Genomic DNA, 26,333 nt, shown 5'->3' with positions numbered 1-26,333 from the left:
ACTTTTGGACAAGCCGGAATTCAGCTTCAGTTCAGCAAAATGATGCTCCATGCCAACTACCAACTCCCCATCAGCCAAAGTTTCAATAGTGATGATCATGTGCATATTGAATCCAAAGGGAGGTTTTCAGTGACTATGATTGCGTTTATTGGTAAAAAATCAAATTCAGGTATATTTGAATTTCAATAAAAAGCTTGTGCAGACCTTCCCCAGCTGGGTGAAGATTTGCGGATATAGGTGTAGATTGCCCACTCTACGTTCTGGCTACTCGCTAAATGGCTTCACTGAAGCTATTCTTAGGGTTTACAGACTTTGCAGGAGCGGTATCCCTTCAGCAAACAGTCCTTACTTGAAAAAAGAAATTCCACATTTTCTATCTTTGGGTATCCACCGAAAAATTGACAAGCATTTTTTCAAGACATTTGAATTCATTAATAAGTGCATCCCAAAATATTTTCCTCATCAACTCAACCTGATTCTTTTATCAACTCTACCTTTTTTCTGTTGAAGTAAATCCAATGGATTCAATTACTCAATTAAATATTTCCGCATTTTGGATTCACTAAAATGTAAAAGGTCATATTTGATTTTTCTAATTTGATTTAGTCTTTACTCATGTGGAAATTTTAATTTCTTGATATGAAAGTTTTAAAAAACAGCAGTGATTTTCATTTAACTGTTCATTCAGGAGAGTTTTCAAGATCAATTTTCAAAGGAGTATTTATCTAAAAATATTTTTTAGGTGATGACAGATTCAATTTTCACAATTGAATCTGAATCATCACTGGGAAATGATCCGAAGGATATTTTTTCCCATAATTGTCAGATAACACTCCGTATTTATTGACCTTAATGTTATTGTTGATAAATATGTAATCAATTCTTCTGTCGGGAAGCAATTCCCAGTTAAAAGCATTGAACGTTCCCTCAGGTCCATGTGGACTAAGTTGGCTTTCATGATAGCTATCTTTGAATTCTTTGGATTCCACCACTGTAAGATATGCTTCATTATCTGGGGTGACATTCATATCTCCCATAAAAATCACAGCGTCTCCTGGATCAGTGTTTGCACTTATTTTATCAAGCACAAGTTTGCTGCTTTGTTTTCTTGCTTCTTGACCAACATGGTCATAGTGCACATTAAATACCCAAAACCGGTTTTCATCTGATGTTTCAAATCTGGCATAAGTGCATATTCGGTTCATGGCTGCATCCCAACCTATGCTAGGCTTTTCAGGAGTTTCTGACAACCAAAAATCACCCGATTGCAACAGTTTAAATCTGGAGGGATCATAGAAAATAGCACTATGCTCGCCCATTGAATTTCCATCATCCCTACCACTTCCTACATAGTCAAAACCAAGGTCTTTTTTTAAATCTTCCAGTTGGTTTTTCAAACCTTCTTGAGTTCCAAAGAGAACGATTTCATGAAAATTTATCAGTGAACTTATTTTGGGTTTACGGTCCTGCCAAAGGTTTCCTTCATCTCCGGGATTATCAAACCTAATGTTATACGTGGCGAGGTTGAATTTTTGGGCGAATCCAGGTAAAGGAGAAGTAAATAATGAAAATAAAAGGATAATGTAAACAGTCGGATTTTTCATATTGTAAAAAAAGTAATTATTTGTAGTGCGGACTTTCAATTTCCAATTTTTTTAGACCTTCTTTTATTTCAGGAGCACTCATAAATAAATCCCATAATAACCCACTTCGATGATTTTCCATCATAACGACAATAGGTCCCTGATCTATGGCAAGATATCTTTTGGGAAACCAGTCCTCTGTCTCGCTGAAAGCATCATAGAAACCATATTCTCCAAACACCTTCCCACCAAGCGAATCGTACCAATGTCGCATCGCCTGCATGGAGTATTCGGGAGTATATGGAAATGAAGACAGGGCAGCTGTCGGTGAAATTACACCTTTGTCCCTGTTTTCTCCAGGAGCATGACCTGAATATCCATTGACAGAATAGCTTGCTGTTAAGCCCCAACTGTTCTCTCCGTAGCCTACAAAGTCTAATGGATTGTCTATACACCAAGCTCTATTTATCAAAGTGTGGTTGGTATTATGCTCCCAATAGTCCGCATACTTATCCTTTAGACCTCTTGGATCAAGCCCTAGATAAGAATAATGTGCCCAAAACAAGGGTCCCCCATATTCTTCTGTCCCGTTGTGCCTTAAAGCCAAATGATGACCAAAAGCTTCATGATCAGGATCGTTGATAATGTCTCCGCTTCTACTCCAACCTACATGATAGACTGATGCAGGAACACTATGAGTAGGGGATGAGGCTGCCAATACATACATGATCTGGCATTCATTATAACCCTGCACTGGAAAATTCATGCTCCATGCATTATTAGGACTCCAATGCCAATAAAGAACATCTTCTCCTCCTTTGGTATACCAATCAAATTCTACAGCCCTCCAGAGTTTGTCAATTCGCTCAGCGAGTTTTTTTTCGGATTCATTGCCGTCTTGGAAATATTGTCGAACTGTCAAAAGACCAGTCAACATAAAAGAGGTCTCTACAAGGTCGCCTCCATCATCATTTTTACTGAAAGGTTTTACTTTTCCGGTTTCACCATTCCACCAATGTGGCCAAGCACCATGGAAACTGTCCGCATTTTCTAAAAAAGACACTATTTTTTCAAGTCTGTCAAACCCTTCTTGGCGGCTTATGAATTCTCTTTCTATTCCCACCAAAATGGCCATGACACCAAATCCACCCCCACCGGAAGTAACTATGTTTTTATCATCCTGAGGATATTCTCCATCTACATGATACCTCTCTCTTGCAAGTCCTGAATTGGGTTCAGCTCCATCCCAGAAATATTGAAAAGTGCGGTATTGTACCAAATTGAAGAGTGAGTCATCGCTGATATGATTTATTTCTTCCGTTTCTTGACCTGAAGGCCTTTGTTGGCAACTTGCCCAAAAAAAAGATAAACATACGACCCATAAAACTGAATTTTTCATATTTTAATAATTAAAGTTTAGGTTATTTAAACCTTTTGTAAATGTTTTATTATTTTTCATTAGGTCCCAAAGAAGTCCTGATCGATAGTTTTCAATCATGATTATTATAGGGCCCTGATCAATGGCAAGATAAGTGTCTGCATACCAATCTTCTGTGAGATTGAAGGCATCATAGAAGCCATATTCACCCCAAAGTCGGTCTCCAAGTTGATAATAGAAGAAATTTAGAGCTGCCATAGAAGCCTCTGGTGTATATGGAATGGAAGAAATTGCTGCAGTGGGAGTTATGACTCCTCTGTCATTTAGTGGGGAGTGTGCAGAATAACCACTTTCATTGTCACTTGCAGTAAGGCCCCAATTGTTATCACTATATCCCACAAATCCTCTTGGATTTTCATTCACATAGGTTCTGTTGATCTTGCTGTGGTTTACGTTTTGAACCCAGTAATCTGCATATTGATCACTAAGGTTTCTGGGGTCAATTCCTAAATAGGAATAATGGGCAAAAAACAAAGGCCCTCCCATTTCTTTGCCCAAGGGAAGAGTAATTCCAAAATAATTAGATCCATTCCGCATGGCGCCATTCCTTGCCCAGCCGGAATCATAAACAGATTTGTCAATGGGGAAAGTAGGGGAGGCGGCAGCAAGTATATAGGCAATTAAGCATTCATTGTACCCTTGAATTTTTAAATCCATGGCCCAACTGAAATTCGGAGACCAATGCCAGTAAAGAACATTTTCTTCTCTGGTATAAAAAGACCATTCTACTTCTTCGTACATAGACTGGATTTTTTCAATGAGTGATTTTTCTCGGTTTTCACCTTCGTTGAGATATGTTTTAAGTGTGAGCAGGCCCTGAAGCAATAATGCAGTTTCTACCAAGTCGCCTCCATCATCTTGAGCACTGAAAGGGATGGTCTGACCAGTATTGCCATTAAGCCAATGTGGCCAAGCACCATGAAATCTATCAGCATTTTCAAGAAAATCAATAATGTTCTCCCATCTGTCCAAAGCCTCCTCTCTTGAAATAAAACCTCTTTCCACCCCTACAATCATGGCCATTACTCCAAATCCAGACCCTCCGGTAGTAACCAAGTTGCCAGAAGTACTTCTTTCCCGTGCCATACCTGAATTCTCATGACCAAAATCCCAAAAATATTTGAAAGTCTGTCTCTGTATGAGTTCTAAAAGCTGATCATCCTCTAGTTGCGGCATTACTGGTTGAGGTGAAGCTCCAGTGTAAAATGTAAATTCGGTCTTAGAAAATGTACTTCCATTACCGGAGTTATTGACAAATTCATTGATGATAAAGGTATACCTCCTGTAATGTTGAAGGTGATCTGAAAAGACAACTTTGTAAACATTTTCTGGTTCCTCGGTGACCTGCCAGTTGGATGAGGACATGCCTTCAATTTCCAATGATTTTTCTAATTCATCTAGCGAAACTGGTTCTGAAAAGCGCAATTTAATTTCAGGGCTCAACGCTATTTCCGTAATCCTCCCCGTACTCAATATATCTGCATCCAAAAACTCTATTGCTACCAAGGTAAGAGGACTTATAACAGTTTTAAAGAATAAATCAACTGGTTGTATGTTACTTCCTGAATTACTTTGTAAGCCATCCAAAATCTTTATCTGATAGTTTTTCCCTGCTTCCAGTGCTCCTGATGGCAGGATAGTTAATAAAGTGTTGTTGGAAAACAAATTAAAATTATAGGAGATTATTTCTTCTTCCACTTTAAGCAAGATATTTTCTTCAATAGTCTCGATAGATACAGGACTGGAAAATTCCAGCTGAATAGATCGGTCTAGTGGTATATTTTCAATCACACTTCCGTTCATTGGTAGCTCATGATCTCCTATTATAGCTCTGGATAAAGCAAATGATTGAAACTCTCCTTCCGATTCCTGGCAGGATGGGAAGGAGAGTATTAGAAAGAGCAAAATAAAAAGGTGATTTTTCATGTAGCTTGATTACAGGGATCAAAAAGTTGAAGTGTTTATTTTTTTAGTTCATGTCATTTTCCATTATCGTCTGAATCTGTTCCTGGCTTAATACGGCATCAAAAATCCTCAATTCATCAATAAGGCTTTGTGTTGACAAATGTCCCCATCCTACAAACCTTGGAGCACCTGATCCGATAGAGATAATGTCACAGTTCTCCCAATCAATTCCCGGATAAGTCCCCTGACTTACAACCTCACCGTTAAGGTATACAGTGCAACTTTGCTGATTTATAGTAATGGCAATGTGAGTCCAATCATCTTGTCCAGGATCCACATCGGCTGCAGGCCCGCCATCAAACCAGTTCTCTCCGCTTCCGTTTCCTACATTCAATTTAAATCTCTGATTTGGACCGGCTGCCTCTCGAAATAACCTGAATCCTTTATCTCTGAAATTTTGATTGGTTGAATTGGTCTCGTCAGGTGCACTCATTACCAGTAGTCCAGCTCTATCGGGGCTTCCATTAAGCTTATACCAAAACACCGCCGAGAACTCCTGATTGGTCAGATTATCAGCAGGATATGTTAAATAACCATCTGATGAACCCCTGTAAGCTCGACCAACTTTCCCTTCAGCAAATCCTAAACCAGTACCGCTGACAGTTGGATTGCTAATCCTGACTAATTCTGTGAAATCCCCATCAAAAGGCAGATAAAATATCTCATTATCATATACTGGTCTGTATGGCTCTAGTTTTGTAAATGATACAGATTCGGAAGTTTCATTTCCTACGATATCCCTGGCTACTATTTCAAGCAGGTGGTCTCCATTCTCAAGACCTTCAAATTCATACTGAAGCAATGCCCTTCTGAAGTCCCTGAAATCATCAAACCTTGTTATTTCCTCGCCATTCAGAATAAAAATGACCCATTCTATTTCAATGTCGTCGGTTACTTCTGCATCAATTGTTATGTTTGTAACATCTTCTACCACCCGAATCTGGGTACCTTCCAAAGGGAAATTCACGTTAATGGAGGGAGCCTCCATATCTTCTCCTGGGTCTACTTCTTGTATATCATCAATATAGGATTGTTCGCAGGACGAAAGCGCCAGAAACAGTATAGTTAATATTAAGTTAATTTTTTTCATAATTGAAATTAGTTTATTGACCTCTTCGATTTGCGGCTTCTCTTATTTGAGGAATTATATCCTGCTGCTCAAGTGGATAGAGTAAATACCTATGTCTTTCAGGATCAAATGTCCTTCCTTCAAAATTCAGTTCCTGAAACCTTCCATGTCTGACCAGGTCAGCAAATCTAATTCCCCATTCAGTAGCAAATTCAGCATATTTTTCATCAAGAACCGCATCTAAATCGACAGTAGACAAAGAGCTAAGCCCGGCTCTTTGTCGAACGGTATTCACAGCTTCAGTGGCAGACATGACCGAGCTTGAGGCCCCATTGACCAAAGCTTCAGCATGCATAAGTAAAATCTCAGCATATCGGATGACCTGAAAATTGTTATTCGTACCATACCCAAACCTTCCCGGTGTCAATTGAACGGATGGAAGATAATATTTACCACTTAGGAAAAGGTATCTGGGATGGTTGTTGAAAGTGTCTCCGTCTCGGGTTGTATTAGAGATCCAATTTGGCAGCTCAGAAAACTCTGGATCTTCCCTTAAAGTTGCAATGCCATCAGGAGTAAACAGCACTGAAGTCTCCAGCCTTACCTGCTCATTTCTTCTTAACATGAATTTGATGAATTTTTGGGTGGGCTCCCAAAACCCCCACCCTTGCCCTGCTCCAGATACAGCAGGAGTCCAGCTTGCAGGACCATAAGGACTGAAATTAAAGCTGATGTTTGTACCGCTGGCTTGTCCGAAATCAGAATATTGGGCTTCCAATAAGTATTCATCATCCAATTTGCCAGGAATCTTAAAGAGTTGGTAAAAATCATTGCTGAGTGAAAATAGGTTACTGGAAATAATAATATCCGTGACTTCAATTACCTCTTGGTAGTTTCCAAGTTCCAGGTTAGCCATAGCCCTAACCGCAAGAGCAGTTGCCTGGGTGACACCTCCCCTTACATCAGATCTTTGGTTTGGCCTCACTGTAGGCAAAAAAGGTATTGCTTCATCCATTGAACTGGAAATGTATTCCATCACCTCCTCAAATGTGGATACCGGAACGTCAAAAAGATGACTGGGCTGTGATTGAGTGGGAATAAGTATTTCTCCCCAGAGCCTTGCAAGTTGAAGTAATTCAAAACCCTGTAAAACCTTAATCTCAGCTATATATTGTTGCGCATTGGCAGAGTTGGCACCGGCTTCTTCATATTTTTCGATTTCTTCAATGGCACCATGCCAATACAATAGGTCCGAATATAGGTTTAACCAAACTGAATTATACATCCAGAAATTTCTGTCATACCTAAATACATCAGTTTCCTGAAGGGGAAACTGATCTCCGGCAGAATTGACGTCATCACCTCTAACACCGATAATAGGGTGAGTTTCCCATTGCATGCTATAAAATTGTGCGTATGCTCCATATAACATCAAAATCATGTTTGAAGACTGTGAGTAGTCTGTGCCTTCTACAAGAAATTCATTCTCCAAGGGTTCATCCAAAATACTTGTACATGAAAAGATCATGTTCAACATAATTAGGAGAGAAAGGATTTTATATCGTTTATTGGTATTCATTGTCTTATAATTTAACATTCAAACCTAAAGTATAGATGGCCGGAATAGGATATACTTGACGGTCAATCCCATTAGCAACCTCAGGATTAAAACCGTTATAATCAAAAACAGTCAGTGGCCTTTCTGCAGTAAAAGTGATTGCTGTTTGGGGCATTTTGACCCCCATAAGAGATTTATCTATTATAGAATAGGTTAATCTTACATTCTGGATTCTCCAGTAAGAACCATCTTCTACAAAAAAGTCACTCATGTTTTGGTTCCAACCTCTTCTAAGACCGGAAGCTGAAGGATACCTATTGGAAGTTCCTTCACCTCTCCAAAGGTTGTTTGCCAGTTCCGCATCAATGTTAGTGTCATTGGTGAAAATTATTTCACCTCTCTTACGATTCAGGATGCTAAATCCTGATTGCCCCTGAAACAAGGCCGAAAAATCCCAGTTTTTATAGGTGAAACCAAAATTGGCCCCAAAAGTAAGTTTCGGAAGATATGAGCCCAAAACTACTCTATCTTCGTCATTGATCACACCATCACCATTCTGATCTTTGAATATCAAATCTCCCGGTTGTAGATTATTGTTTTGGATAAACTCAGATGAGTAGCCTGAATTGTCTATGTCAGCTTGGTTTTGGAAAACACCTACGACCTCGTAACCATAAAATGCCTGGAAAGGCATTCCAACAATAGATCTTTGTCGAAATTCAGCAGATCCTGCATCCAATGCTTCGGGTCCACCTAAACCAAGTACACTGTTGTTAAGAGTAGCAATATTTCCACCTAAGTAATAGGAAAAGTCTTGTGTCAGGTTATCACTCCAATTGAGCGTAACTTCTACTCCCTCATTTCTTATGGAGCCCACACTTCTTCTTTCACTTGCTCTGATTACAGGTGGGATAATTACCACAGATAAATTTCTTGTGTCTCTGACAAAATAATCTGCATCTAGACTTAGTCGGTTTCTAAACATCCTGGCATTTATACCAACGTTTGTTTCAACGGTAGTTTCCCATCTGTCAATTAAATCAAAAGTTGGATTGAGTCTTCTACCAATTCTCAGTGAATTGTCAATCGCAGCCGAAGTTTCCGTAAGGGTAGGTGCACCTACAGCTTGTCTTATACCATCATTGCCAAGCTGCCCCCAAGATCCCCTTAATTTTAGGAAATCTACGACTGAAACATTGAAAAAGGATTCTTCCGAAATAACCCATCCGGCCCCAAAAGTGGCAAAGTTACCCCACTTCTCTTGAAATTTATTGTTACCATCTCTTCTAAATGTACCATATAGCAAATACTTATCGTCATAGTTGTAGGCAATTCTGGAAAAATAAGATAGAAAGAATAGTTTGTAAATATTGTCTCCTACATCTGAGATATTATTAAGGTCAAAATCAGTTGCGTTGGACAAATACCAAAACTGCTCATTGTCACGGTTTGGTGCCGGATTGAGGTTCTCTCCCCTAGCTATCAAACGCTCAAATGATTCACTTCTAAAGGACTGACCCAGCACTGCGGTAAGATAATGCTTTCCAAAGTTGTTTTGATAGGTAAGGAAATTGTCCCAAATCTGATCAAAGCCAAATTGGGTTTCTCTTCGTAGGGCAGATATGTTTTCTGTAACACCGTTGTTATAAGGGAAATTTACCAGCCTATTTCTGAAACTTGTAATACTGTAATTGTACTGTGTCCTGAAAGTCAGTTTGTTATCAAGTATATTTGATTCCGCAAAAAAGTTGCCTAATATTTTTGCAACCTCATTTCTATCATCCCGAAATGCCAAGGTATTAAATGGGTTTTGTGGACTTCTGTAACCCAACTGCTGTGCGTTTGAATATCGGATTGGATTAGCTGCTTCATTTTGTTCATCAAAAACAGGATGAATAGGAACAGCAAAATATGCGGTAAACCAAGCGCCATTATCAGCATTAAACTGTTGGGCCGTACTGATATTTAGGTTTCCTCCAACATTTAACCATTCTTTGACATCAGAGTCCAACTTCACCCTGAAATTCAATCTTTTATAAGAATTTCTAGTTTCATTTAGCAAACCTTGTTGATCGAAATAACTTCCTCCAATCGAATACCTTGTGGTTTCATTGCCTCCGTTAAATGAAAGAGAGTGATTTTGAATGGCAGCCGGACTCATGATTTCTGCAAACCAGTCGGTATTTACATCAGGAAGATTTGGGTCTATCCTGCTTCTTCCATAGCGCTGTATGGCATTTTGGACAAATTGTATATCAGCTGGGGCACCGGTTTCATTTACATAATTAACAAATTGCTGTGCATTGGCCATCTGGAGGACATTTTGTGGATTTTGAAAACCATAATATCCATCATACACAATTTCGCCTTTTTGATTGTAAGAACCTGTTTTAGTCTCAATCAAAACCACTCCATTTGCGGCCCTTACTCCATAAATCGCTGCCGCAGAAGCATCTTTCAAAACAGAAATGGTTTCTATATCATTGGGACTTAAAAAATCAATATTATCGAAAAACATTCCATCAACTACATATAAAGGGGCAGCTCCACCTTCAAATGATCCAATTCCCCTCACCCTTACAGTAGGTCCGGCTCCCGGAGCTCCATTACTTACTATCTGAACTCCTGCTACCCGTCCTTGCAAAGCTTGCATAGCCTGGGCATTTGGGGTTTTAATAATATCTTCAGTCCTGACAGTTGTTATAGCTGAGGTAAGATCCCTCTCTCTCTGTGTACCATAGCCTACCACTAAAACTTCGTCCAAGGATTGGGTATCCTCTTCGAGTATGATGTCTATAATACTGCTGTTGCCTACTGCTCTTTCTACTTTAATAAAGCCAACAAATGAAAACACCAAGATTTCTTCCTGACTTGCTTGAATACTGTAATTTCCATCAATATCAGTTACAGAACCACGTGAGGTACCTTTGACCTGAACAGTAACACCTGGGAATGGTTCACCACTTTGATCAACAACATTCCCCTTTACGGTTGATTGCTGTGCATATACTTGCTGAATTATTACCAGATTAACAAAAAGGATTTTTACTAAGAAAACACTCTTTTTGAGTACCACTGGCCAAGTACTTTTCTTAAGTAATTTTTTGGGCATAATTGTTTATTGTTTAATTGAAATTGAAAGCAATTGGTTGATTTAACTTTCACTCCAAAAATTAGAATTTAAAAAAATCCCTTCTCTTCTAATCTTGTGAATTCTTCGAAAATTTCATCTGATTGGAGATGATTTTAGGATAAGATTTTATCGTTTAAATACTAATAAAATCCTGATGAGATGGTTTTATTATGGGTTTCGATTTGTAAAAAATAACGCTTAAAAAACATGGTAAAAAATAATTGAATAGTTTATTTTTTTCAATCTAATTTGAATCAATTTTAACGTAATTTTTATAAAAAAAACAAAAGTTATCCTGTTAAAATTTTATTATGTTTTGGATATCTTTTCACCAATATCAGAGATCAATTCATCCCATGTAAGCTCCTTTTCATAATGGTCTGGATCGATGTTTTGCTTAACTTTCTTTTTGAAACTCCAGACTGTATTCTTTCTTAAATCTAAAAGTTCAGAAAGTTGATCTAAAGTCTTGGTTTCAGAGTCTGAAATAACGGTGTAAGCAATATAGAATGCTTTATCAATTGGAAATCTTATCCTATGAAAAACTGTTCCTGCCGTTACAGAATCAATAAAGCCACATTTTGAGCATCTTCTGGTGAATGTTTTGGGACCTTTGCTATAATTGTTTCCATTACATTTTCTACAAGTAAAACCCGCACCCCATTTTAAATTTTCCAAATATCGGTAACAGGAGGAAGCGTCTGGAAAAACATTTTTAAACTCTTCAAATGTTAGTGATTTATTGGTCAATCGCGCTTTTAATGAAGCTTTGATTGAACTTTTAAGTTTCCAATTGTCCTTGTCCAGATTAGAATTCATTTTTTTTATCTGTTCATCCATTTCGGTCAATTGTTTATTATAAGTCTCCAACAGACTGTTTTTCCTTTCTAGCTCCAAAGTCCTTTCTTTTACTTTCAGCTCGAGTTCTTTGTTGACCTTCTCTTTAAGGGCTATATTTTCTTTATATTGGTTTAAGCTCCTTTTTAATGCTCTGTCTCTTATATCTTTCATAATTCTGATCCTATCTCCTAGAGCAAATGACAACAGTATCATTTCCAAAAGGAATGCAAAATGTAAACTATAATAGACAGCTGTATTATGTTCGATAATTGCAAGATTGGCAAAAAGTTTTATCAGAGCTCCCAAGAACAAAACCCCATATGCTACAACAAATAATCTTGCTACTTGGTGCCCCTTGCTCCAAATGTAAATACCCGTGATAAAAATCAGTAGAAATGGCAGAACATCGTAATATCCAATATCAAAATACTTCAGATTGAACACTATGCCTGAAACAAAATAAAAAGATTTAAGAATAAGGGAACCCAATAAGGCATAATGCAGAGTTTTGGCCCTTTTTAAAGTGTTAAGAAAGCGTATAGTAAAAAGAATTGCCCAGAATATTAGAGAAAAGCTGAAAACACCATTTGAAATCTTGTTAAATTCCGGTGTATTTGGCCACAAAAACTGATAACCTATTCCATCTAGACTCATGGTAAATAAGCTGACACTTATTACATAGAAAATATAATAAACGTATTTAAGCTCTCGTACAGCTAAAAATACTATCAGGTTGTAAAATGCTATAATGCTAATCATTCCATAAAATAGTCCGTAAAAAAGATATTCATTTAGCGCATAATAGATAAACCTATCGTAAGATCTAATTGCAATCCTAACATCTGCTTTTTGACTAGAGGTTATTTTAAAGAAGAATGTACTTTCTTCTTTAATTTCTTTGGGAACAATTACATGGTAGTTTTTATGCTTAAATGTGCGCTGGGAAAAAGGCACGGAACTGCCCATCACAATTTTTTCAATTGAACCATCAACCCTAGGGATATAACCTTCTATACGATCAATACTTTGATCATAAAACTCCAAAAGCCAGGTTTTCTCTAAGTCAATATAGGGTACAATAGATATTTTTATCCAGTAAGTGTAATCTGGATTAAAATTCCCTTTTGTAAATTCAGGGTTGGTAGTAAACAATTTAAGTCCTTCATCCTGGCTAACTTGTTCAAAATTCAATTCCTTAGTCTGATCCTCAAGGAATTCAAGGTCTGCAATTGATATAATTCTTTCTGTTTGGATGTTATCTAATTCTATCTGAACACCTTTTATTTCTTGGGTATATAAAAAAGTGAGGGCAATCGTAAAAGAAAAGCTTGCATAGACAAAAAGGCTCTTATTAAATTTAGAAAGAAAAAGGTTGAAGGATTTCACGTATAAAGATGCTTGATACATTTTAACAACTGTATTTCAATTAGTCAAAGTTCGGATTTTACTTAATGAAATGTGTTCTTTTGCGCAATTCCTTATATAAATGTTTTATGAGTATCCGCATCAGGAATATTAAACTGGTAACGATTACGGCACTTTTCTCTGAAAGCACCAGAATGAAATGAGCATTGCTGCCTTCTGTTCTATTGGATTTGTGCCGGCTCCGCCAAAGCTGATATCCATGACCCTGCAATCTGTCAGAGTCTTTCGCCTTGACCTTGAGGTCTTCCTTTTTATGTACTATTGCCGAACTAGCGTCATTTATCCAGCTTTCCTGAAGTAGCTGAACTCCCTTCCACTTTTCCATTGCAGGTAAAATCGTCCTTTTTTACCATATCCTCAGCTTTTGCACTCAATACCCATCCTCCAATCTGGATACTCTGGGGGAATTCATCCCAAGTAGCTCCTGCTATTCCAAAAGGCCAGAAAAACTTATCACAGTAGCGGTGAATGTTTTGCTATCTGAATACATGCTATGCCTTTTAAATCCACTTAATCATCAGCTTTCCACTCTTCAGGAAACTTGTACCAAGAAGTTGCCAGACCTTTGAGGTTTACAGCATTAAAATCTCTACAATTATCTGTTTCTGTCCATACCAGCTTGTTTTTGATGTGAATGGTTATGAATGATCTGGTAATAATTCAAGTTGCCAATTTTTATACTTTTCTTTTTTAAGATTATTCCCTTAAGCTTATTAACGGCAACTAATAGAAAACTACTAAAATTTAATGATCACAAAAAACTAAATATTCACATTTAGTGTCTTCACCGGCTATTCGGGTGGTGAAACAATCGCTGCAACACCTATCAATCCTCCCAAAAATAGTAAAAGCCCAACTTCTCCTCCTTTTACCTCTGTGTAGCTTGACATATATTCTCGGGTATGCATCTTCTGTCTTAATTCCTGCATGGTCATTTCCCTTAGTTTGATATAACTGGATAAGTGAAAACTCTGTGTCAAAATATCGGTGAAAATAGGCTGGTTGTTTTGATCCAATATCGAATAATTGATATAGCTCGTAAGCTGTATAGGACTATCCGTTTCCTCATAAAATGTCACGTTCATACGCCTTGGTTCATCATCAAATAGTTGGTAGTTCACCCAGCTACCATTAGGCTCTGAACCCACAAGTAGCTGCTTTTCCATCCTGATGTTGGTATATTCCCCTTCAGCAAACGAATAAGGTGGGATAATTAGCGTATTGGTTTTTCCCTGAATTTCGCCTCCAAAATATCCAGTTGTTCTTCTCAGGTTCCTTCCTGCACCAAATGTATCTAAATACCCACTAAAGGTGGATTGACCATCCAAGAAGCCCATAGCTTTGCCATTGACAGTCATAGCAGACTGAGAGAGGTTGATAAGCATGGGCTTGTCTGTATAATTTTCCATCCTGAGTTTGACGTTACCGGATTGTGAATTAAATGCATGTGAAATCCCTAGGGTATCTTTTTTGAGAACATACATTCTGTTGTCCTCAAAGACACTGTCTTCGTCTTGTGAATGCCATGTAGCTATATAATGGGTTGAACAACCGGAAAAGGCCGCTGCTGTAAGCAGAAACAGGAGAGGGATTAAAAATATACGTTTCATAGTCTTTTAAGATGACAACTAATAAGTTTTACGTAGATTTCTGAAAAAGTTTACCATGATCTTCAGCCAGACCTACATAGTAATGGAGGACACACTAGAGTTTTTTACATAATGAGACTGTCTAAAAGAAATGGATTCACTATTGCCCCACATAGTCCAAAAGATGATTCTCTAGCCGTACATTTCTTTCAGTTGGCTTCAGTTAGCTCCATTTTGGAAGGGTTCCAGGAATTTTCTGGTGGAAGAAAAATATCCTGATTGGTACTACCTTCACTGTGATTTCAGAGATGGATTTATGAAGTTGTAATATGTTTAATACTTGACTTTTAATTGAAAATAGTTTAAAAAAGATCTAAATTTTTAAATAACCATCCATTTATAAAAATCATAAAAAAGTTTAATATATAAATTTATTCAGTTAAATAATGTTTTAACTATTACTCAAAAACTTTCCCTTGCCTTAATACTAAAGAATATTCATTTATATAATTATGTCGTTCGATTACATATTTTATCAATTCAAATAAGTTTTCACTTTTTGTTAGCTGGATGATAGATCGAGACTCTTCTGAATATTCTTCTTGTTACTTTCAGATTAAGAACTGAATTGTAAAAACCTTTTAGGAAAAATTGCCCGTATTATTTTGCTCAGGAAGAGATAGATAAAAAAAGTCAAAAAGATATGAATGCAGGCAAACTGACAACAATCATGCTGGACCCGATGATGAGGTTTATCAAGAAAAGTACTTTCAGTTCTTTCCTTTTGTTCTTTTCTGCTGGCTTTGCCTTGATTCTGGCCAATTCGCCTGCTAATGTTTATATCCAATGGCTTTTGAATCAGCAAATAGGTTTTACGATTGGAGGATTTGAGGTGGAAAAGTCCCTGCTTCTTTGGATCAATGACGGCTTGATGTCCATATTTTTCTTTGTGATCGGTCTGGAATTGAAGAGGGAAATTCTTGCAGGTGAACTCTCCAAGCCGAAAAACATCATGATGCCTATCGTTGGTGCCATTGGAGGGATGTTGGTTCCTGCTTTAATCTACATCGCCATCAATGCAGGAGGGTCTCCTGAGGCGATGAGAGGTTGGGGGATACCCATGGCCACAGACATTGCTTTCGCATTAGGAGTACTGTACCTTCTTGGACCTGCTGTACCTGTGCAGTTGAAGGTGTTTTTGACAGCTCTTGCTATCATCGATGATTTGGGGGCAGTGCTTATCGTAGCGGTTTTTTACACTTCTGAAATCTCTTTGACCAACCTGTCAATAGGGGCTGTAATATTGCTGACCATGTTTGCATTGAATAAAATCGGTGTAAGAAGGGTATTGGTTTTTGCTGTTCTGGGAATTGGCGGCGTTTGGCTGGCAACATTGCTCTCTGGTGTTCACGCTACTGTAGCGGCAGTATTGGCTGCTTTTGCCATACCTGCAGACAGGCGGATAGACAAAGCCAATTACTTGGCTACCATCAAGGATTTAGCTGCCAAATTTAAGATTGCCAATAGGGCAGAGAAGGAAGTTTATCTTTTGTCCAGTGAGGAGGAAAATATAATAGGAGAGATCAAAAGAGTTTCCAAGGCAAGCATATCACCCTTGCAGCGCTTGGAGAGAAATATGCATGGACTGGTAGTGTTTTTTGTCATGCCGGTATTTGCCCTGGCCAATGCAGGAGTGGTATTGGACAGCAATTGGTTGCATATGGCCAGCAGCTCTGTTTCAATTGGTGTGGCTGCAGGCTTGGTATTCGGTAAAATACTTGGAATATATGGATTATGTAATTTGGGCCTTAGGATGCGTTGGTTTATCATGCCCGCAGGCTTTAATTCCACCATGTTATTGGGAGTCTCCTGTCTGGCTGCCATCGGATTTACCATGTCCTTGTTTATCAATGCGCTTGCATTTGATAATCCGATTTATGCCTAGCAGGCTAAAATGGGAATTTTGATTGCCTCTTTATTTTCCGGTGTGATGGGTTACATGGTTTTGAAAAAAGCGATCAGGAAAACTGTAGAATTGCCTACTAATCTTGAGTTAAGTAAGTGAAGGAATTTGGAATATGCCGATCAAAATTGAATCTTTTAAGATGCTTTTTTAATACAGGGTGTTTAGTTTTAACAATCACATTCAATTTCTTAATAATTTCATAAAAACCTTTTTTGATATTGATCTGCAATCCAAAAGTAAATTTGGATTGAGATGGAAAATAACAAAGACCAGATTTTACTTAAAAGGATCAAAGATGGTGAGGTCAAAGCTTTTGACGCTTTGTTTTTTAAATACTGGAAGCCTTTAATGGCGGCGGCGTTCACTAGGTTGAAATCCAAAGATTTGTCAGAAGATGTGGTTCAGGAAGTTTTTATCGATATATGGAAAAGAAAAGCTTCCTTGGAGATCAAGAGCAGTGTGGAGGTATATTTGTTTACAGCCGTCAAGTATGGAGTACTCAAATCTTTGGATGCTGCAGCCAAACTGGAAACTTTAGAAGGTCATGGAAAAATAAATTTTCATTCTTCTGACAAAATTCTGGAGCTGGAGGAGTTGTATGATTTAATAGAATCCAAACTTGATTTACTGCCAGAAACCAATTCCAAAATCTTCAGACTTTATAAATATGACGGACTGACGGCTTCAGAGATTTCAAAACTGACAGGTATGGCACCCCAGTCTGTTCACAATTCCATCCAAAAAACCGTGAATTTCTTGAAGTCAGAATTAAAAGAATACAGTCCATTGATTTTTTTGGTATTTATGAACTGCCGGATCTAGGTTAACCCAAGGTTAACAATATTTTCTAAACTTAATTTTTTATTCATCAAAAACAAGAGTAAGCCCGACATGTATTTGTCACTTACTGTTGATGAAGGACAAAAAAGACAAATTCCCCAGAGGTCAGGTTTACCGCATATTGAGAGGTAAAGCAGAACTCCCCAGTGATCCAGAAGAAATTGATGCTTGGTATTATCAGCAATCAGCCTCTAAAGAAGATATCAATGCATTTTTAAAGGAGGTGAAACCTTCTGATATGCTTTCTAAAATAAAAAAGAATGCATCTATTAAAAATACTTCTAGGTCTTTCAATTTAATTTCCGTGACTTCCATTGCTGCCAGCATACTATTGTTTTTCACATTGGGAGCTCTGTATTTTTTGTTTTTTTCGGACTATACCTTGAACCAGTCAAAATTAGCCTATAAGGAAGTAATTACTCATGCTGGAGAAAGGAAAAAAGGGCTACTTCCTGATGGTTCTACGGTTATATTAAAGGAAAACAGTAAGATAACTTATCCAGAAAATTTTTTGGACAACAGAACAGTCAAACTGGAGGGAGAAGCATTTTTTGAGGTGAAAAGAAATGGCCGAAAACCATTCATTGTACAAGCTACTAGTCTTGAGACCACGGTTTTGGGGACACAGTTTTTAGTGTCTGATAAAAAAGGAAAAAGCGAAATGGTATTGGTGAAGTCCGGAAAGGTTTCGGTAGCTAAAATTAATTCTTCCCTTGAAAAATCAATTCTCGAAAAAGGGCAAAAAGCCAAATTAAATAAAAGCGGGAATCTGGAGCTTTTTAGGGATGTAAATGAGGAAAAGTACTTTGCCTGGACAGAAGGGACTTTGGTCATTGAGGAGGCAAATGCCTTCAGGATAGCAAAAGAAATTTCGGATTGGTATGGAATAGAAGTTATTAACAAGGTACCGGACAACAGCTGTCTGATCTCCGGTGCTTATCATAAAATGAGCTTAGAAGAGGTGTTGGAAACAATAAATTATTCGGTAACCCTTAAATATAAACTAGATGATAAGAAACTGACCATTTACGAACTGACATGTAAAAATTGAAGGACACCGCGGCAACGGCGCCCTTCTCATTTAGAATTCAAGCACAAACACTTAAAAACCGCCTAAAATTATGAAAAAAACGTTACCCCGGATTTTAAATTGTATGAAAATCCGGAATTTACTAGCCTTTACACTTTTCCTGACAATAGTTTTCTCAGGAATTGCTAAAGACAATGATGCAAATGTAGATAACACAGAGTTATCTTTTAGTAAAGGAACTTACAGCCTTCTAGATGTAGTAAAAAGTGTAGAAAAGCAGACAGACTATAATTTTTCGTTTGCACTCACCTTGATCAAAGATAAAAAGTTAAATGTATCCAAAGAAAAAGTACTCTTGACAGAACTTCTTCAGCTTATTGAAAGCCAGCTAGGTATGGAATATAGGGTTTCGGGAAGAACCATTGCCCTTGCAATGACCTCAAAATTGGATATTCCTTTAGAAGTAATAAAGGGAAGAATAACAGATGCTCAAACAGGGGAGACGCTTCCCGGGGTAAATATACTTGTAAAAGGTACAGCACAAGGTACAGCTACTGATATTGATGGAAATTTTACTCTTGATGCTGAGCCAGGAGATATATTGGTGATTTCTTATATAGGCTATGAGACCATGGAATTGCCCGTCGGTAACCAAAGTAGATTTGATATCAACTTGGTTTATAAAAGCCGGGAAATTGAAGAGTTTATAGTCACAGCACTCGGGATCAAAAGAGAAGAAGCCTCCTTGGGATATGCTACCCAGACAATTTCTACCGAAAACTTAACTGACGCAAGAAGTAATAACTGGACCAGTGCCCTTTCAGGGAAAGTGGCAGGTTTGAATCTAGTAGGAGGGGGAGCCGGACCAATGGGATCCCAAAGAATCACTCTCCGGGGAGAGACATCCTTGAACCTTAGCAATAATGAAGCTTTGGTAGTAGTGGATGGAGTTCCAATTAATGGGCAGATTGAGGGTACAGGGTTTGGAGGACACTTGAGCCAAGATAGTCCGGTGGATTATGGATCAGCAGTATCAGATCTTAATCAGGATGATATAGAAAGTGTTACGGTTCTGAAGGGACCTGCAGCTGCGGCATTGTATGGTTCTAGGGCTGCCAATGGTGCATTGATCATTACTACCAAAGGAGGCAGAAAACAACAAAAGGGAATAGGAGTGTCTTTCAATACAAATATCAGTACAGAAAGGACTGGACTAAGGTGGCCAGATTATCAGTATGAATATGGAGAGGGCAGAACAAATGAATATTATTCTTACGGAGATTCGGAAGATGGACCCAATACAAGTACCAATGTCGCTGCAGGACGTGCTTGGGGTCCGAGGTTTGAAGGACAAATGTATTACCAATACAATCCTGATGCTCCTGATGGAATGCCAACCGAAAGAACACCTTGGAGACCTTACGATGATTACATAAAGGGATTTTTCAATCCAGGATATACGATTACCAATAATTTATCCATTGAAGGAGCTACCGATAAAAGCTCTGGCAGGGTATCTGTCACCCATTTAAACAATTCATGGATAGTACCCAACACCGGGTTTGAAAGGCTCTCCGTGTCTACTGCCCTCGATCATCAGGTTTCTGACAAACTTAAAATTACATCAAGGGTAAATTATGTCAACAAAAAAAGTGACAACCTTCCAATGGCTGGTTACAACAACCAGACAATCATGTATTTTATGATCATAGGCACTACCCCAAGCACTGATATCAATTGGTTTAGAGATTATTGGATGCCCGGAATGGAGCAGATTGAACAGAAAAATCCATTTAACCCAGGACCGGATAATGTTTATCTCCAAGCTTATGAGATGATCAATACCATCGATAAGCACGGAGTGATAGGGAGTGTTTCGGCCAATTATGAATTTTCGGAGAAACTCAATCTGATGCTTAGGTCAGGAATAGATCTTGCAAATGAAGATCGATCTCAAAGGAGACCATACAGCATGTCTAAATTTCCACGAGGAATGTACAGACAACAATCAGTTTTCAATTATGAAATCAATTCTGATTTTCTCCTGACCTATGCAGACAAAATCAATGGGGACCTTGGAGTAATGATCTCAGCAGGAGGTAACAGGATGTTTAACTATAATCATTTTAATGGAGTATATGCAGATCAGCTTGCCATGCCAGGATTGTACATGGTTTCCAACTCCCTAGATCAACCTGTTGCGGACCCAAGATTATTGAGAAGATCAATCAACTCTTTGTATGCCACTTCCCAGTTTGATTACAAAGGGAAAATTTACCTGGATTTAACTGGAAGAAATGACTGGTCGAGTACGCTTCCATCAGCCAACAATTCCTTTTTCTATCCTTCGGTCAGTACAAGCTTTATTTTGGATGAACTGATGCCACTTCCTTCAGCCGTTAGTTTTTCAAAACTAAGGCTTTCTTATGCCCAGGTAGGTAATGATACCAGACCCTATCAAACTGCCCGTTACTATGATCAGATTTATGCCACAAGCTTCACCAACCCAAATACCCTTTTCAATGCAGATCTTAAGCCTGAGATTACTACTGCTTATGAAGCCGGAATTGACTTAAGATTGTTTGATAACAGGTTTGGTATCGACGTCACCGGTTACTATAGCGAAAGCCGCAATCAGATTCTTGCCATACCACTTGACATCACCTCAGGCTATGACAGAATTCTAACCAATGCAGGACTGATCCAAAGCAAAGGTTTGGAAATAGTACTCAACACCAAAACATTGACCAGAAGAAATTTTTCATGGACAACAACTTTCAATTGGGCCTATAACAGAAGTTATGTGATAGAGCTGGCTGATGGATTGACCAATCAGATTATAGGCCAGCATTCAGTAATAAGCCTTGAAGCCAGGGTTGGAGGTAGAATGGGAGATTTGTATGGCTTAGGTTTTCAAAGATCTCCGGATGGTCAGATCATTTACAATAATTCAGGGATTCCTGCACAGTTGGATCCGGAAAGAAAGAATTGGGGAAATGCATTTCCCGATTGGAAAGGTGGAATTCTCAATCAGTTCAATTTTGGAAAATTCAGAGCAAGTATGCTATGGGATGGTCAATTGGGTGGTATGGCATATTCTATGACTCACCATAAACTTAATACCCTAGGTAAAACCAAGGTTACTTTACCTGGAAGAGAAGAAGGTATAATCGGAGAAGGTGTTGTAGCAAATGGAGATGGTACTTTTTCTCCAAATACAGTTAGGACCACTGCTCAGAGGTATTATGATGAATATTACAAACATTCCAATGTAGAAACTAACATTTTTGATACCTCCTTTATCAAACTCCGGGAAGCAAGGATAGAATATACATTCTCACCTGAGCTTTTATCTAGAATTGGGCTTGTTCAGGCCACAGTGGCTTTATATGGAAGGGACTTGCTGTTATTTACCAGTTTCCCTGCATTTGACCCGGAGATTGCTATGCTGAATAGCGGCACGCTTATGCCAGGTGTAGAAATGACCCAATTTCCTTCTACGCGCACCATGGGAATGAATATTTCACTCAAATTTTAAAAAAGGAACCAATGAAATTTTCAATAAAATACTTATCTATACTGCTTGTCGCACTGGCTTTTTGTCAATCCTGTACACAGGACTTTGACGAAATCAATGCAGACCCAAACAGACCCAGCGAGGTATTTCCGGGAGTAATCCTGGATCAACTTCAGTACCGACTGGTCAATTCTGCCATTGGTAGATCAAGAGGATTCACTCATGAACTGATGCAGATGATGGCACCTAGAGCCAGTGTCAATAATGGCCTCCACAGATATGTCATTGAACCTAATGAATCAGAAGGGTTCTGGAATAATCATTATAGGTTGATGACAGACCTAATGGATATGAAACAAGTTTCAGAAACGCTGGGAGCCGATGCTTATGTAGCAGTAAGCTTGATCCTCAGAGCTTGGAATTATTCTTTAATGACTGATGCTTTTGGAGATATTCCGTTTTCAGAAGCCAATAGAGTGGAAGAAGGTCTGATTCAGCCCGTTTTTGATACCCAAAAGGAAATTTACCTTCAATTGTTACAGGATCTGGAAAATGCCAACCAGATACTTTCCGGAACGTCAAGTTTCATATATGGAGGTGATTTGATCTATGAAACAACCGGGGCACCGGGAATATTAAAATGGAGAAAATTCGCTAACACATTAAGATTAAGGCTTCTTCTTAGAATATTGAATAAAGATGGAGAAATTAATGTAAGCGAACAGTTAAACTTGATTTTGGGTAACAGGGAAATGTATCCTGTTTTTGAAAATATACAAGATGATGCTATCCTCAGATATCCAGGTACTTTTCCATTCTACAATCCTTATTTTAACCTAAGAAACCTGAGTTGGAATGAAGGGGTGTATTATACCATTTATTTTATGGACTGGATGAATGGCATGGAGGACCCACGTAGAGAAGTATGGGCAACCACAGTAGAAGAAAACGGTAACCAGGTATACAAAGGAATAATGAGCGGTTATCCAAGCGAAGTAGAATATACAGTAGGTTCTCACTCCAGTTTTCCTGGTATTCTAAGGGAGTTTGCCGATTTAGGTATCATCATGACTTATGCAGAACTTGAGTTTATACATGCAGAATTAGCCTTAAGAGGTTTCAATACACCTAAAACTGTTAAGGAGCATTATGAGGGTGGTATCACCGCCTCTATCAGACAATGGGGCAAATCAGTTCCTGAAAATCATTTTAGTAATCCCATGGTGAGATTTGATGAGTCAGGGGATTTTGAAAGTAAGTTGGAGCAGATCATTCAACACAAGTATTTTGCGCTTTTTTTCACTGACTATCAGGCATGGTTTGAAAAGAGGAGAACTGGTTTTCCGGTCCTGCCAAGGGGAGAAGGAATACCTGCTGAAAACAATTTTCCGGTTAGGATTACCTATCCGAATTATTTGCAGGCCCTAAATCCGGATAACCTTGAGGTAGCGGTTGCGAGAATGGGCGGAGATACTCAGGATACAAAAGTATGGTGGGAAAAATAACTGATGAAGAGATGAAAAATACAATTCATATTATCATGTTGTGGACAATAGGTATTTTGTCTATGGCATGTCAAAAATCCCAAGAGGAAAATCCTACAAAGACTGTAGTGATCATTGTTGATGCGCTTCGATTTGATTATGTAAATCAAGAAAATACACCAAATATCTTCAGCTTAAAAGAAAATGGGGTATCTGGAATTCATCATCATAGTACTTTTCCAACAGTTACAAGAGTGAATACTACTACTTATGCTACAGGGGCTTATCCCAAAACTCACGGTATACTCGGGAATAGTATTTACTTACCAGAAGTTGATAAAAGTAAAGGACTTAATACGGGAGATGCCAGGACCATGATGCTGGCAGACAGTGTTATGGGAGGGAAGCTTATTACAAGTCCTTCTATCGGAGAACTGATCAGCATCAACGGATTGGGAACGTATGCTGTTTTCAGCACTGGTTCGACAGGTCAGTCCTACTTGCTCAATCACAGGGTCACAGGATTAGGGATCATCAATCCCGATATGATTTTACCGGAATCTTTTGCTGCTGAATTGACAGAACAAATTGGTCAGGTACCTCCAAGGGCTAAACCTAATAAAGAAAGGCATAAATGGATAACTGATGCTTTTATAAAATATGCGCTAGAGGAAGATAAAATTGATATTGCTACGATATGGTACTCCGACCCAGATGGCACAGCGCATGCTGAAGGAATAGGTTCTCCAATGACAATGGAATCCATAAAAAATGTAGATGAGCAAATCGGCAGGATTCTTCAGGCATCACGCGATTTGGGAATGGAAGACAGGCTCAACATTATCGTTTCAGCTGACCACGGATTTGCCACACACCTTGGAAATCCAGGAATTGCAGATTTTCTTATTAAAAATGGATTGAAAAAAAACAAAGATTCTGAAGATGTAACGGTGGTAGGGAATGCCATATATCTTGACAATGAAACGAAAAACCGTTCTGGTGAAATTATAGAATCCTTTCTTTTAGAAGATTGGGTCGGTGCAATATTTGTAAACCCTAACCTGGATTTTGACTCTGATTTAAAAGAAAACATTTTCTCTTTTGACCCTATACACTGGGGTCATCCGGAAAGGCAGGGGGATATTTATGTAGACGTCAACTGGAATGATGAAATCAATGAATTCGGATACAAAGGGTATAGCTACAATAGAGGTATTGCTGGTCATGGATCATCCAGTCCTTACGAGATGAAGACTCCATTCCTGGCTTTCGGCCCTTCTTTCAAATCTGGAATTGAAAACAAACTTCCTTCAGGTATGGTGGATTTAGTTCCAACTGTATTGTATATCCATGGTCTGGATGATAAAAGTTATAATCCAGACGGCAGGGTATTACATGAGATACTTAGGAGTAGTTCTTCTTCGGAAAATGATGATTTTGAAACTATCATATCCGTAAAAACCCTTGAACAAAGCGGGGGAGTATATGAGCTGAATGTAACGCAATCTGTCATAGGTGAAAGAAAATATCTGGATTTCACCAAGACAGTAAGGAGTCAGAAGTAGTAAATGAAAAGTTTTCTGGCCATTAGAAATTTTTAGAAATTCAAACACCTTCGGAAATCATTTCCGAAGGTGTTTTTTTTAAATCTTTCAAATTGAAAATAAGCTAGGCTTTCTATCAGGTAGTATATACGGAGTTGAACATCACATAATCTGTGGTCAGGTCAGTCCCCCAGCCAATTCCGCTTTCATGCCCCGTATTCAGCTCCAAGTGGATCCGAATGTGGGAATCACGGAGGAGTTTTTTTACAAAGTTTTTGTCAAACGCTACAGGTTTTCCCTTTTCAAGTACATTGACCAACTTTTCTTTGTCACCTACATATAAATTGACTTTGGTGTAATTGAAGTTGATTCCCGCATTTCCGCAGGCTGCAATGATCCGGCCCCAGTTAGGATCCCGGCCAAACATGGCAGTTTTGACCAAAGTGGAGTCCGAAATGGCCCTTACCAGTTTTCTGGCAACCTCTTCAGACCTTGCTTTGGAAACCTTGTATTCGATAAATTTGGAGGCCCCTTCACCATCAGATACAATAAGCTTGGCCAAGTGGGTAAGAATTTCCAACAGCTTTTCTCTGAAGAGTACATATCCAGGATCTGTTTCGCTGGTGATTTTTTCATTTTCAGCCAGACCATTTGCCATAATGGCTACCATGTCATTGGTGGAAGTGTCCCCGTCTACGGTGATCATATTGAAGGTTCTGTCCACACAATAGCGTAGGGCTTTGTCTAACAGTTTTTCGTCAATGGAAATGTCCGTCACTATAAAACTCAACATCGTAGCCATATTGGGGTGGATCATTCCAGATCCTTTAGCAACCCCGGCCATATTGATGTCTACACCTTTATGGCTGAACTCCACAAATCCCTCTTTGGCAAAGGTGTCAGTGGTGAGTATGGCATTGGCCACAAAAGAGCCTGCTTTGGTATTGTCAGAAAGCTTGGGAATGTTTTCTTCAATGCCTTTGACCACTTCTTCTGTGGGAAATGGTTCGCCAATCAATCCTGTGGAGGCGATGATCACATCCTCTTCTGGAATATTTAAGTGTTTGGCGGTGGTTTTGACCATGGCTTCGGCACCCAGTCTTCCCTGTTCACCGGTACAGGCATTTGCATTGCCGGCATTGCAGACTATGACTTGTGCCCTGTTGTTGATTTTTACATTCCTTTCGCTGATTTCTACAGGTTCTGCTCTTACTTTATTTTGTGTAAAAACTGCCGCAGCTGCCGCGGGAACCTTTGAATAGATGATAGCCAAATCCCGTCTCATAGACTTGATTCCGGCATGGGCACCCCAACAGGTAATGCCTCTTACATTTGTAATATTTTTAATCATA

Annotated in this window: 17 protein-coding genes; 6 read left to right on the top strand and 11 right to left on the bottom strand. The window is 38.6% G+C overall.

Annotated elements, in window-relative coordinates; all coding sequences use genetic code 11:
• Positions 1-296 precede the first annotated feature (296 nt).
• The 10 genes from EGN73_RS22680 to EGN73_RS12735 all read right to left on the bottom strand — a co-directional run bounded on the left by EGN73_RS22680 (position 297) and on the right by EGN73_RS12735 (position 14,621).
• Positions 297-377 carry an Ada metal-binding domain-containing protein gene (locus EGN73_RS22680; protein ID WP_219290398.1) on the bottom strand — a complete coding sequence of 27 codons (81 nt, stop codon included), beginning with the start codon at positions 375-377 and terminating at the stop codon, positions 297-299.
• Positions 378-761: 384 nt separating this feature from the next.
• Positions 762-1,604 carry an endonuclease/exonuclease/phosphatase family protein gene (locus EGN73_RS12775; protein WP_219290366.1) on the bottom strand — a complete coding sequence of 281 codons (843 nt, stop codon included), beginning with the start codon at positions 1,602-1,604 and terminating at the stop codon, positions 762-764.
• Between the two features lie 16 nt (positions 1,605-1,620).
• The gene (locus tag EGN73_RS12770; protein ID WP_219290364.1) at positions 1,621-2,982 is read right to left on the bottom strand and encodes a glucoamylase family protein; all 1,362 of its coding nucleotides are present in this window, start codon (positions 2,980-2,982) and stop codon (positions 1,621-1,623) included.
• Between the two features lie 3 nt (positions 2,983-2,985).
• On the bottom strand, positions 2,986-4,947 hold the full coding sequence (locus tag EGN73_RS12765) for a glucoamylase family protein (RefSeq protein WP_219290361.1): 1,962 nt from the start codon (positions 4,945-4,947) through the stop codon (positions 2,986-2,988).
• Positions 4,948-4,990: 43 nt separating this feature from the next.
• A complete protein-coding gene (locus tag EGN73_RS12760) occupies positions 4,991-6,076 on the bottom strand; it encodes a LamG domain-containing protein (protein ID WP_219290360.1) in 1,086 nt (361 codons plus the stop codon).
• A gap of 13 nt (positions 6,077-6,089) precedes the next feature.
• Positions 6,090-7,634, bottom strand: a complete 1,545-nt coding sequence (locus EGN73_RS12755; protein WP_219290358.1) for a RagB/SusD family nutrient uptake outer membrane protein — start codon at positions 7,632-7,634, stop codon at positions 6,090-6,092.
• A 4-nt stretch (positions 7,635-7,638) separates the two neighbouring features.
• Positions 7,639-10,725 carry a SusC/RagA family TonB-linked outer membrane protein gene (locus EGN73_RS12750; protein ID WP_219290356.1) on the bottom strand — a complete coding sequence of 1,029 codons (3,087 nt, stop codon included), beginning with the start codon at positions 10,723-10,725 and terminating at the stop codon, positions 7,639-7,641.
• A 330-nt stretch (positions 10,726-11,055) separates the two neighbouring features.
• Entirely contained in the window at positions 11,056-12,972 is a 1,917-nt protein-coding gene (locus EGN73_RS12745; RefSeq protein WP_219290354.1) for a 7TM diverse intracellular signaling domain-containing protein, read from the bottom strand.
• A gap of 58 nt (positions 12,973-13,030) precedes the next feature.
• A complete protein-coding gene (locus tag EGN73_RS12740) occupies positions 13,031-13,336 on the bottom strand; it encodes a hypothetical protein (RefSeq protein ID WP_219290352.1) in 306 nt (101 codons plus the stop codon).
• A gap of 466 nt (positions 13,337-13,802) precedes the next feature.
• Positions 13,803-14,621, bottom strand: a complete 819-nt coding sequence (locus EGN73_RS12735; RefSeq protein ID WP_219290350.1) for a hypothetical protein — start codon at positions 14,619-14,621, stop codon at positions 13,803-13,805.
• A gap of 682 nt (positions 14,622-15,303) precedes the next feature.
• On the opposite strand from EGN73_RS12735, the gene nhaA reads away from it, so the two are divergent.
• The 6 genes from nhaA to EGN73_RS12705 all read left to right on the top strand — a co-directional run bounded on the left by nhaA (position 15,304) and on the right by EGN73_RS12705 (position 25,002).
• Positions 15,304-16,545, top strand: a complete 1,242-nt coding sequence (gene nhaA, locus EGN73_RS12730) for a Na+/H+ antiporter NhaA (RefSeq protein ID WP_219290347.1) — start codon at positions 15,304-15,306, stop codon at positions 16,543-16,545.
• Positions 16,546-16,818: 273 nt separating this feature from the next.
• Entirely contained in the window at positions 16,819-17,388 is a 570-nt protein-coding gene (locus EGN73_RS12725; RefSeq protein ID WP_219290344.1) for an RNA polymerase sigma factor, read from the top strand.
• Positions 17,389-17,479: 91 nt separating this feature from the next.
• Positions 17,480-18,457: a FecR family protein gene (locus EGN73_RS12720; RefSeq protein WP_219290342.1), complete on the top strand. Its 978-nt coding sequence runs from the start codon at positions 17,480-17,482 to the stop codon at positions 18,455-18,457.
• A gap of 103 nt (positions 18,458-18,560) precedes the next feature.
• Positions 18,561-21,974, top strand: a complete 3,414-nt coding sequence (locus EGN73_RS12715) for a SusC/RagA family TonB-linked outer membrane protein (protein WP_246611570.1) — start codon at positions 18,561-18,563, stop codon at positions 21,972-21,974.
• A gap of 11 nt (positions 21,975-21,985) precedes the next feature.
• A complete protein-coding gene (locus tag EGN73_RS12710; RefSeq protein ID WP_246611569.1) occupies positions 21,986-23,458 on the top strand; it encodes a SusD/RagB family nutrient-binding outer membrane lipoprotein in 1,473 nt (490 codons plus the stop codon).
• Positions 23,459-23,469: 11 nt separating this feature from the next.
• Positions 23,470-25,002, top strand: coding sequence for an alkaline phosphatase family protein (locus EGN73_RS12705; RefSeq protein ID WP_219290340.1), 1,533 nt, complete (start codon positions 23,470-23,472; stop codon positions 25,000-25,002).
• Between the two features lie 115 nt (positions 25,003-25,117).
• On the opposite strand, the gene argJ is transcribed toward EGN73_RS12705, so the two are convergent.
• On the bottom strand, positions 25,118-26,332 hold the full coding sequence (gene argJ / locus EGN73_RS12700) for a bifunctional glutamate N-acetyltransferase/amino-acid acetyltransferase ArgJ (protein ID WP_219290338.1): 1,215 nt from the start codon (positions 26,330-26,332) through the stop codon (positions 25,118-25,120).
• Position 26,333: the final 1 nt, after the last annotated feature.

This window comes from Arthrospiribacter ruber (assembly GCF_019343195.1).
Classification (GTDB): Bacteria; Bacteroidota; Bacteroidia; order Cytophagales; family Cyclobacteriaceae; genus Arthrospiribacter; species Arthrospiribacter ruber.
This window is presented reverse-complemented; position numbering and strand designations above follow the sequence as displayed.

Bases quoted from the DNA above. Each gene is read 5' to 3' on its own strand.
- EGN73_RS12775 (WP_219290366.1), bottom strand. From the start codon at position 1,604: ATGAAAAATCCGACTGTTTACATTATCCTTTTATTTTCATTATTTACT.
- EGN73_RS12770 (WP_219290364.1), bottom strand. From the start codon at position 2,982: ATGAAAAATTCAGTTTTATGGGTCGTATGTTTATCTTTTTTTTGGGCA.
- EGN73_RS12765 (WP_219290361.1), bottom strand. From the start codon at position 4,947: ATGAAAAATCACCTTTTTATTTTGCTCTTTCTAATACTCTCCTTCCCA.
- EGN73_RS12760 (WP_219290360.1), bottom strand. From the start codon at position 6,076: ATGAAAAAAATTAACTTAATATTAACTATACTGTTTCTGGCGCTTTCG.
- EGN73_RS12755 (WP_219290358.1), bottom strand. From the start codon at position 7,634: ATGAATACCAATAAACGATATAAAATCCTTTCTCTCCTAATTATGTTG.
- EGN73_RS12750 (WP_219290356.1), bottom strand. From the start codon at position 10,725: ATGCCCAAAAAATTACTTAAGAAAAGTACTTGGCCAGTGGTACTCAAA.
- EGN73_RS12740 (WP_219290352.1), bottom strand. From the start codon at position 13,336: ATGGAAAAGTGGAAGGGAGTTCAGCTACTTCAGGAAAGCTGGATAAAT.
- EGN73_RS12735 (WP_219290350.1), bottom strand. From the start codon at position 14,621: ATGAAACGTATATTTTTAATCCCTCTCCTGTTTCTGCTTACAGCAGCG.
- nhaA (WP_219290347.1), top strand. From the start codon at position 15,304: ATGAATGCAGGCAAACTGACAACAATCATGCTGGACCCGATGATGAGG.
- EGN73_RS12725 (WP_219290344.1), top strand. From the start codon at position 16,819: ATGGAAAATAACAAAGACCAGATTTTACTTAAAAGGATCAAAGATGGT.
- EGN73_RS12720 (WP_219290342.1), top strand. From the start codon at position 17,480: ATGAAGGACAAAAAAGACAAATTCCCCAGAGGTCAGGTTTACCGCATA.
- EGN73_RS12715 (WP_246611570.1), top strand. From the start codon at position 18,561: ATGAAAATCCGGAATTTACTAGCCTTTACACTTTTCCTGACAATAGTT.
- EGN73_RS12710 (WP_246611569.1), top strand. From the start codon at position 21,986: ATGAAATTTTCAATAAAATACTTATCTATACTGCTTGTCGCACTGGCT.
- EGN73_RS12705 (WP_219290340.1), top strand. From the start codon at position 23,470: ATGAAAAATACAATTCATATTATCATGTTGTGGACAATAGGTATTTTG.
- argJ (WP_219290338.1), bottom strand. From the start codon at position 26,332: ATGATTAAAAATATTACAAATGTAAGAGGCATTACCTGTTGGGGTGCC.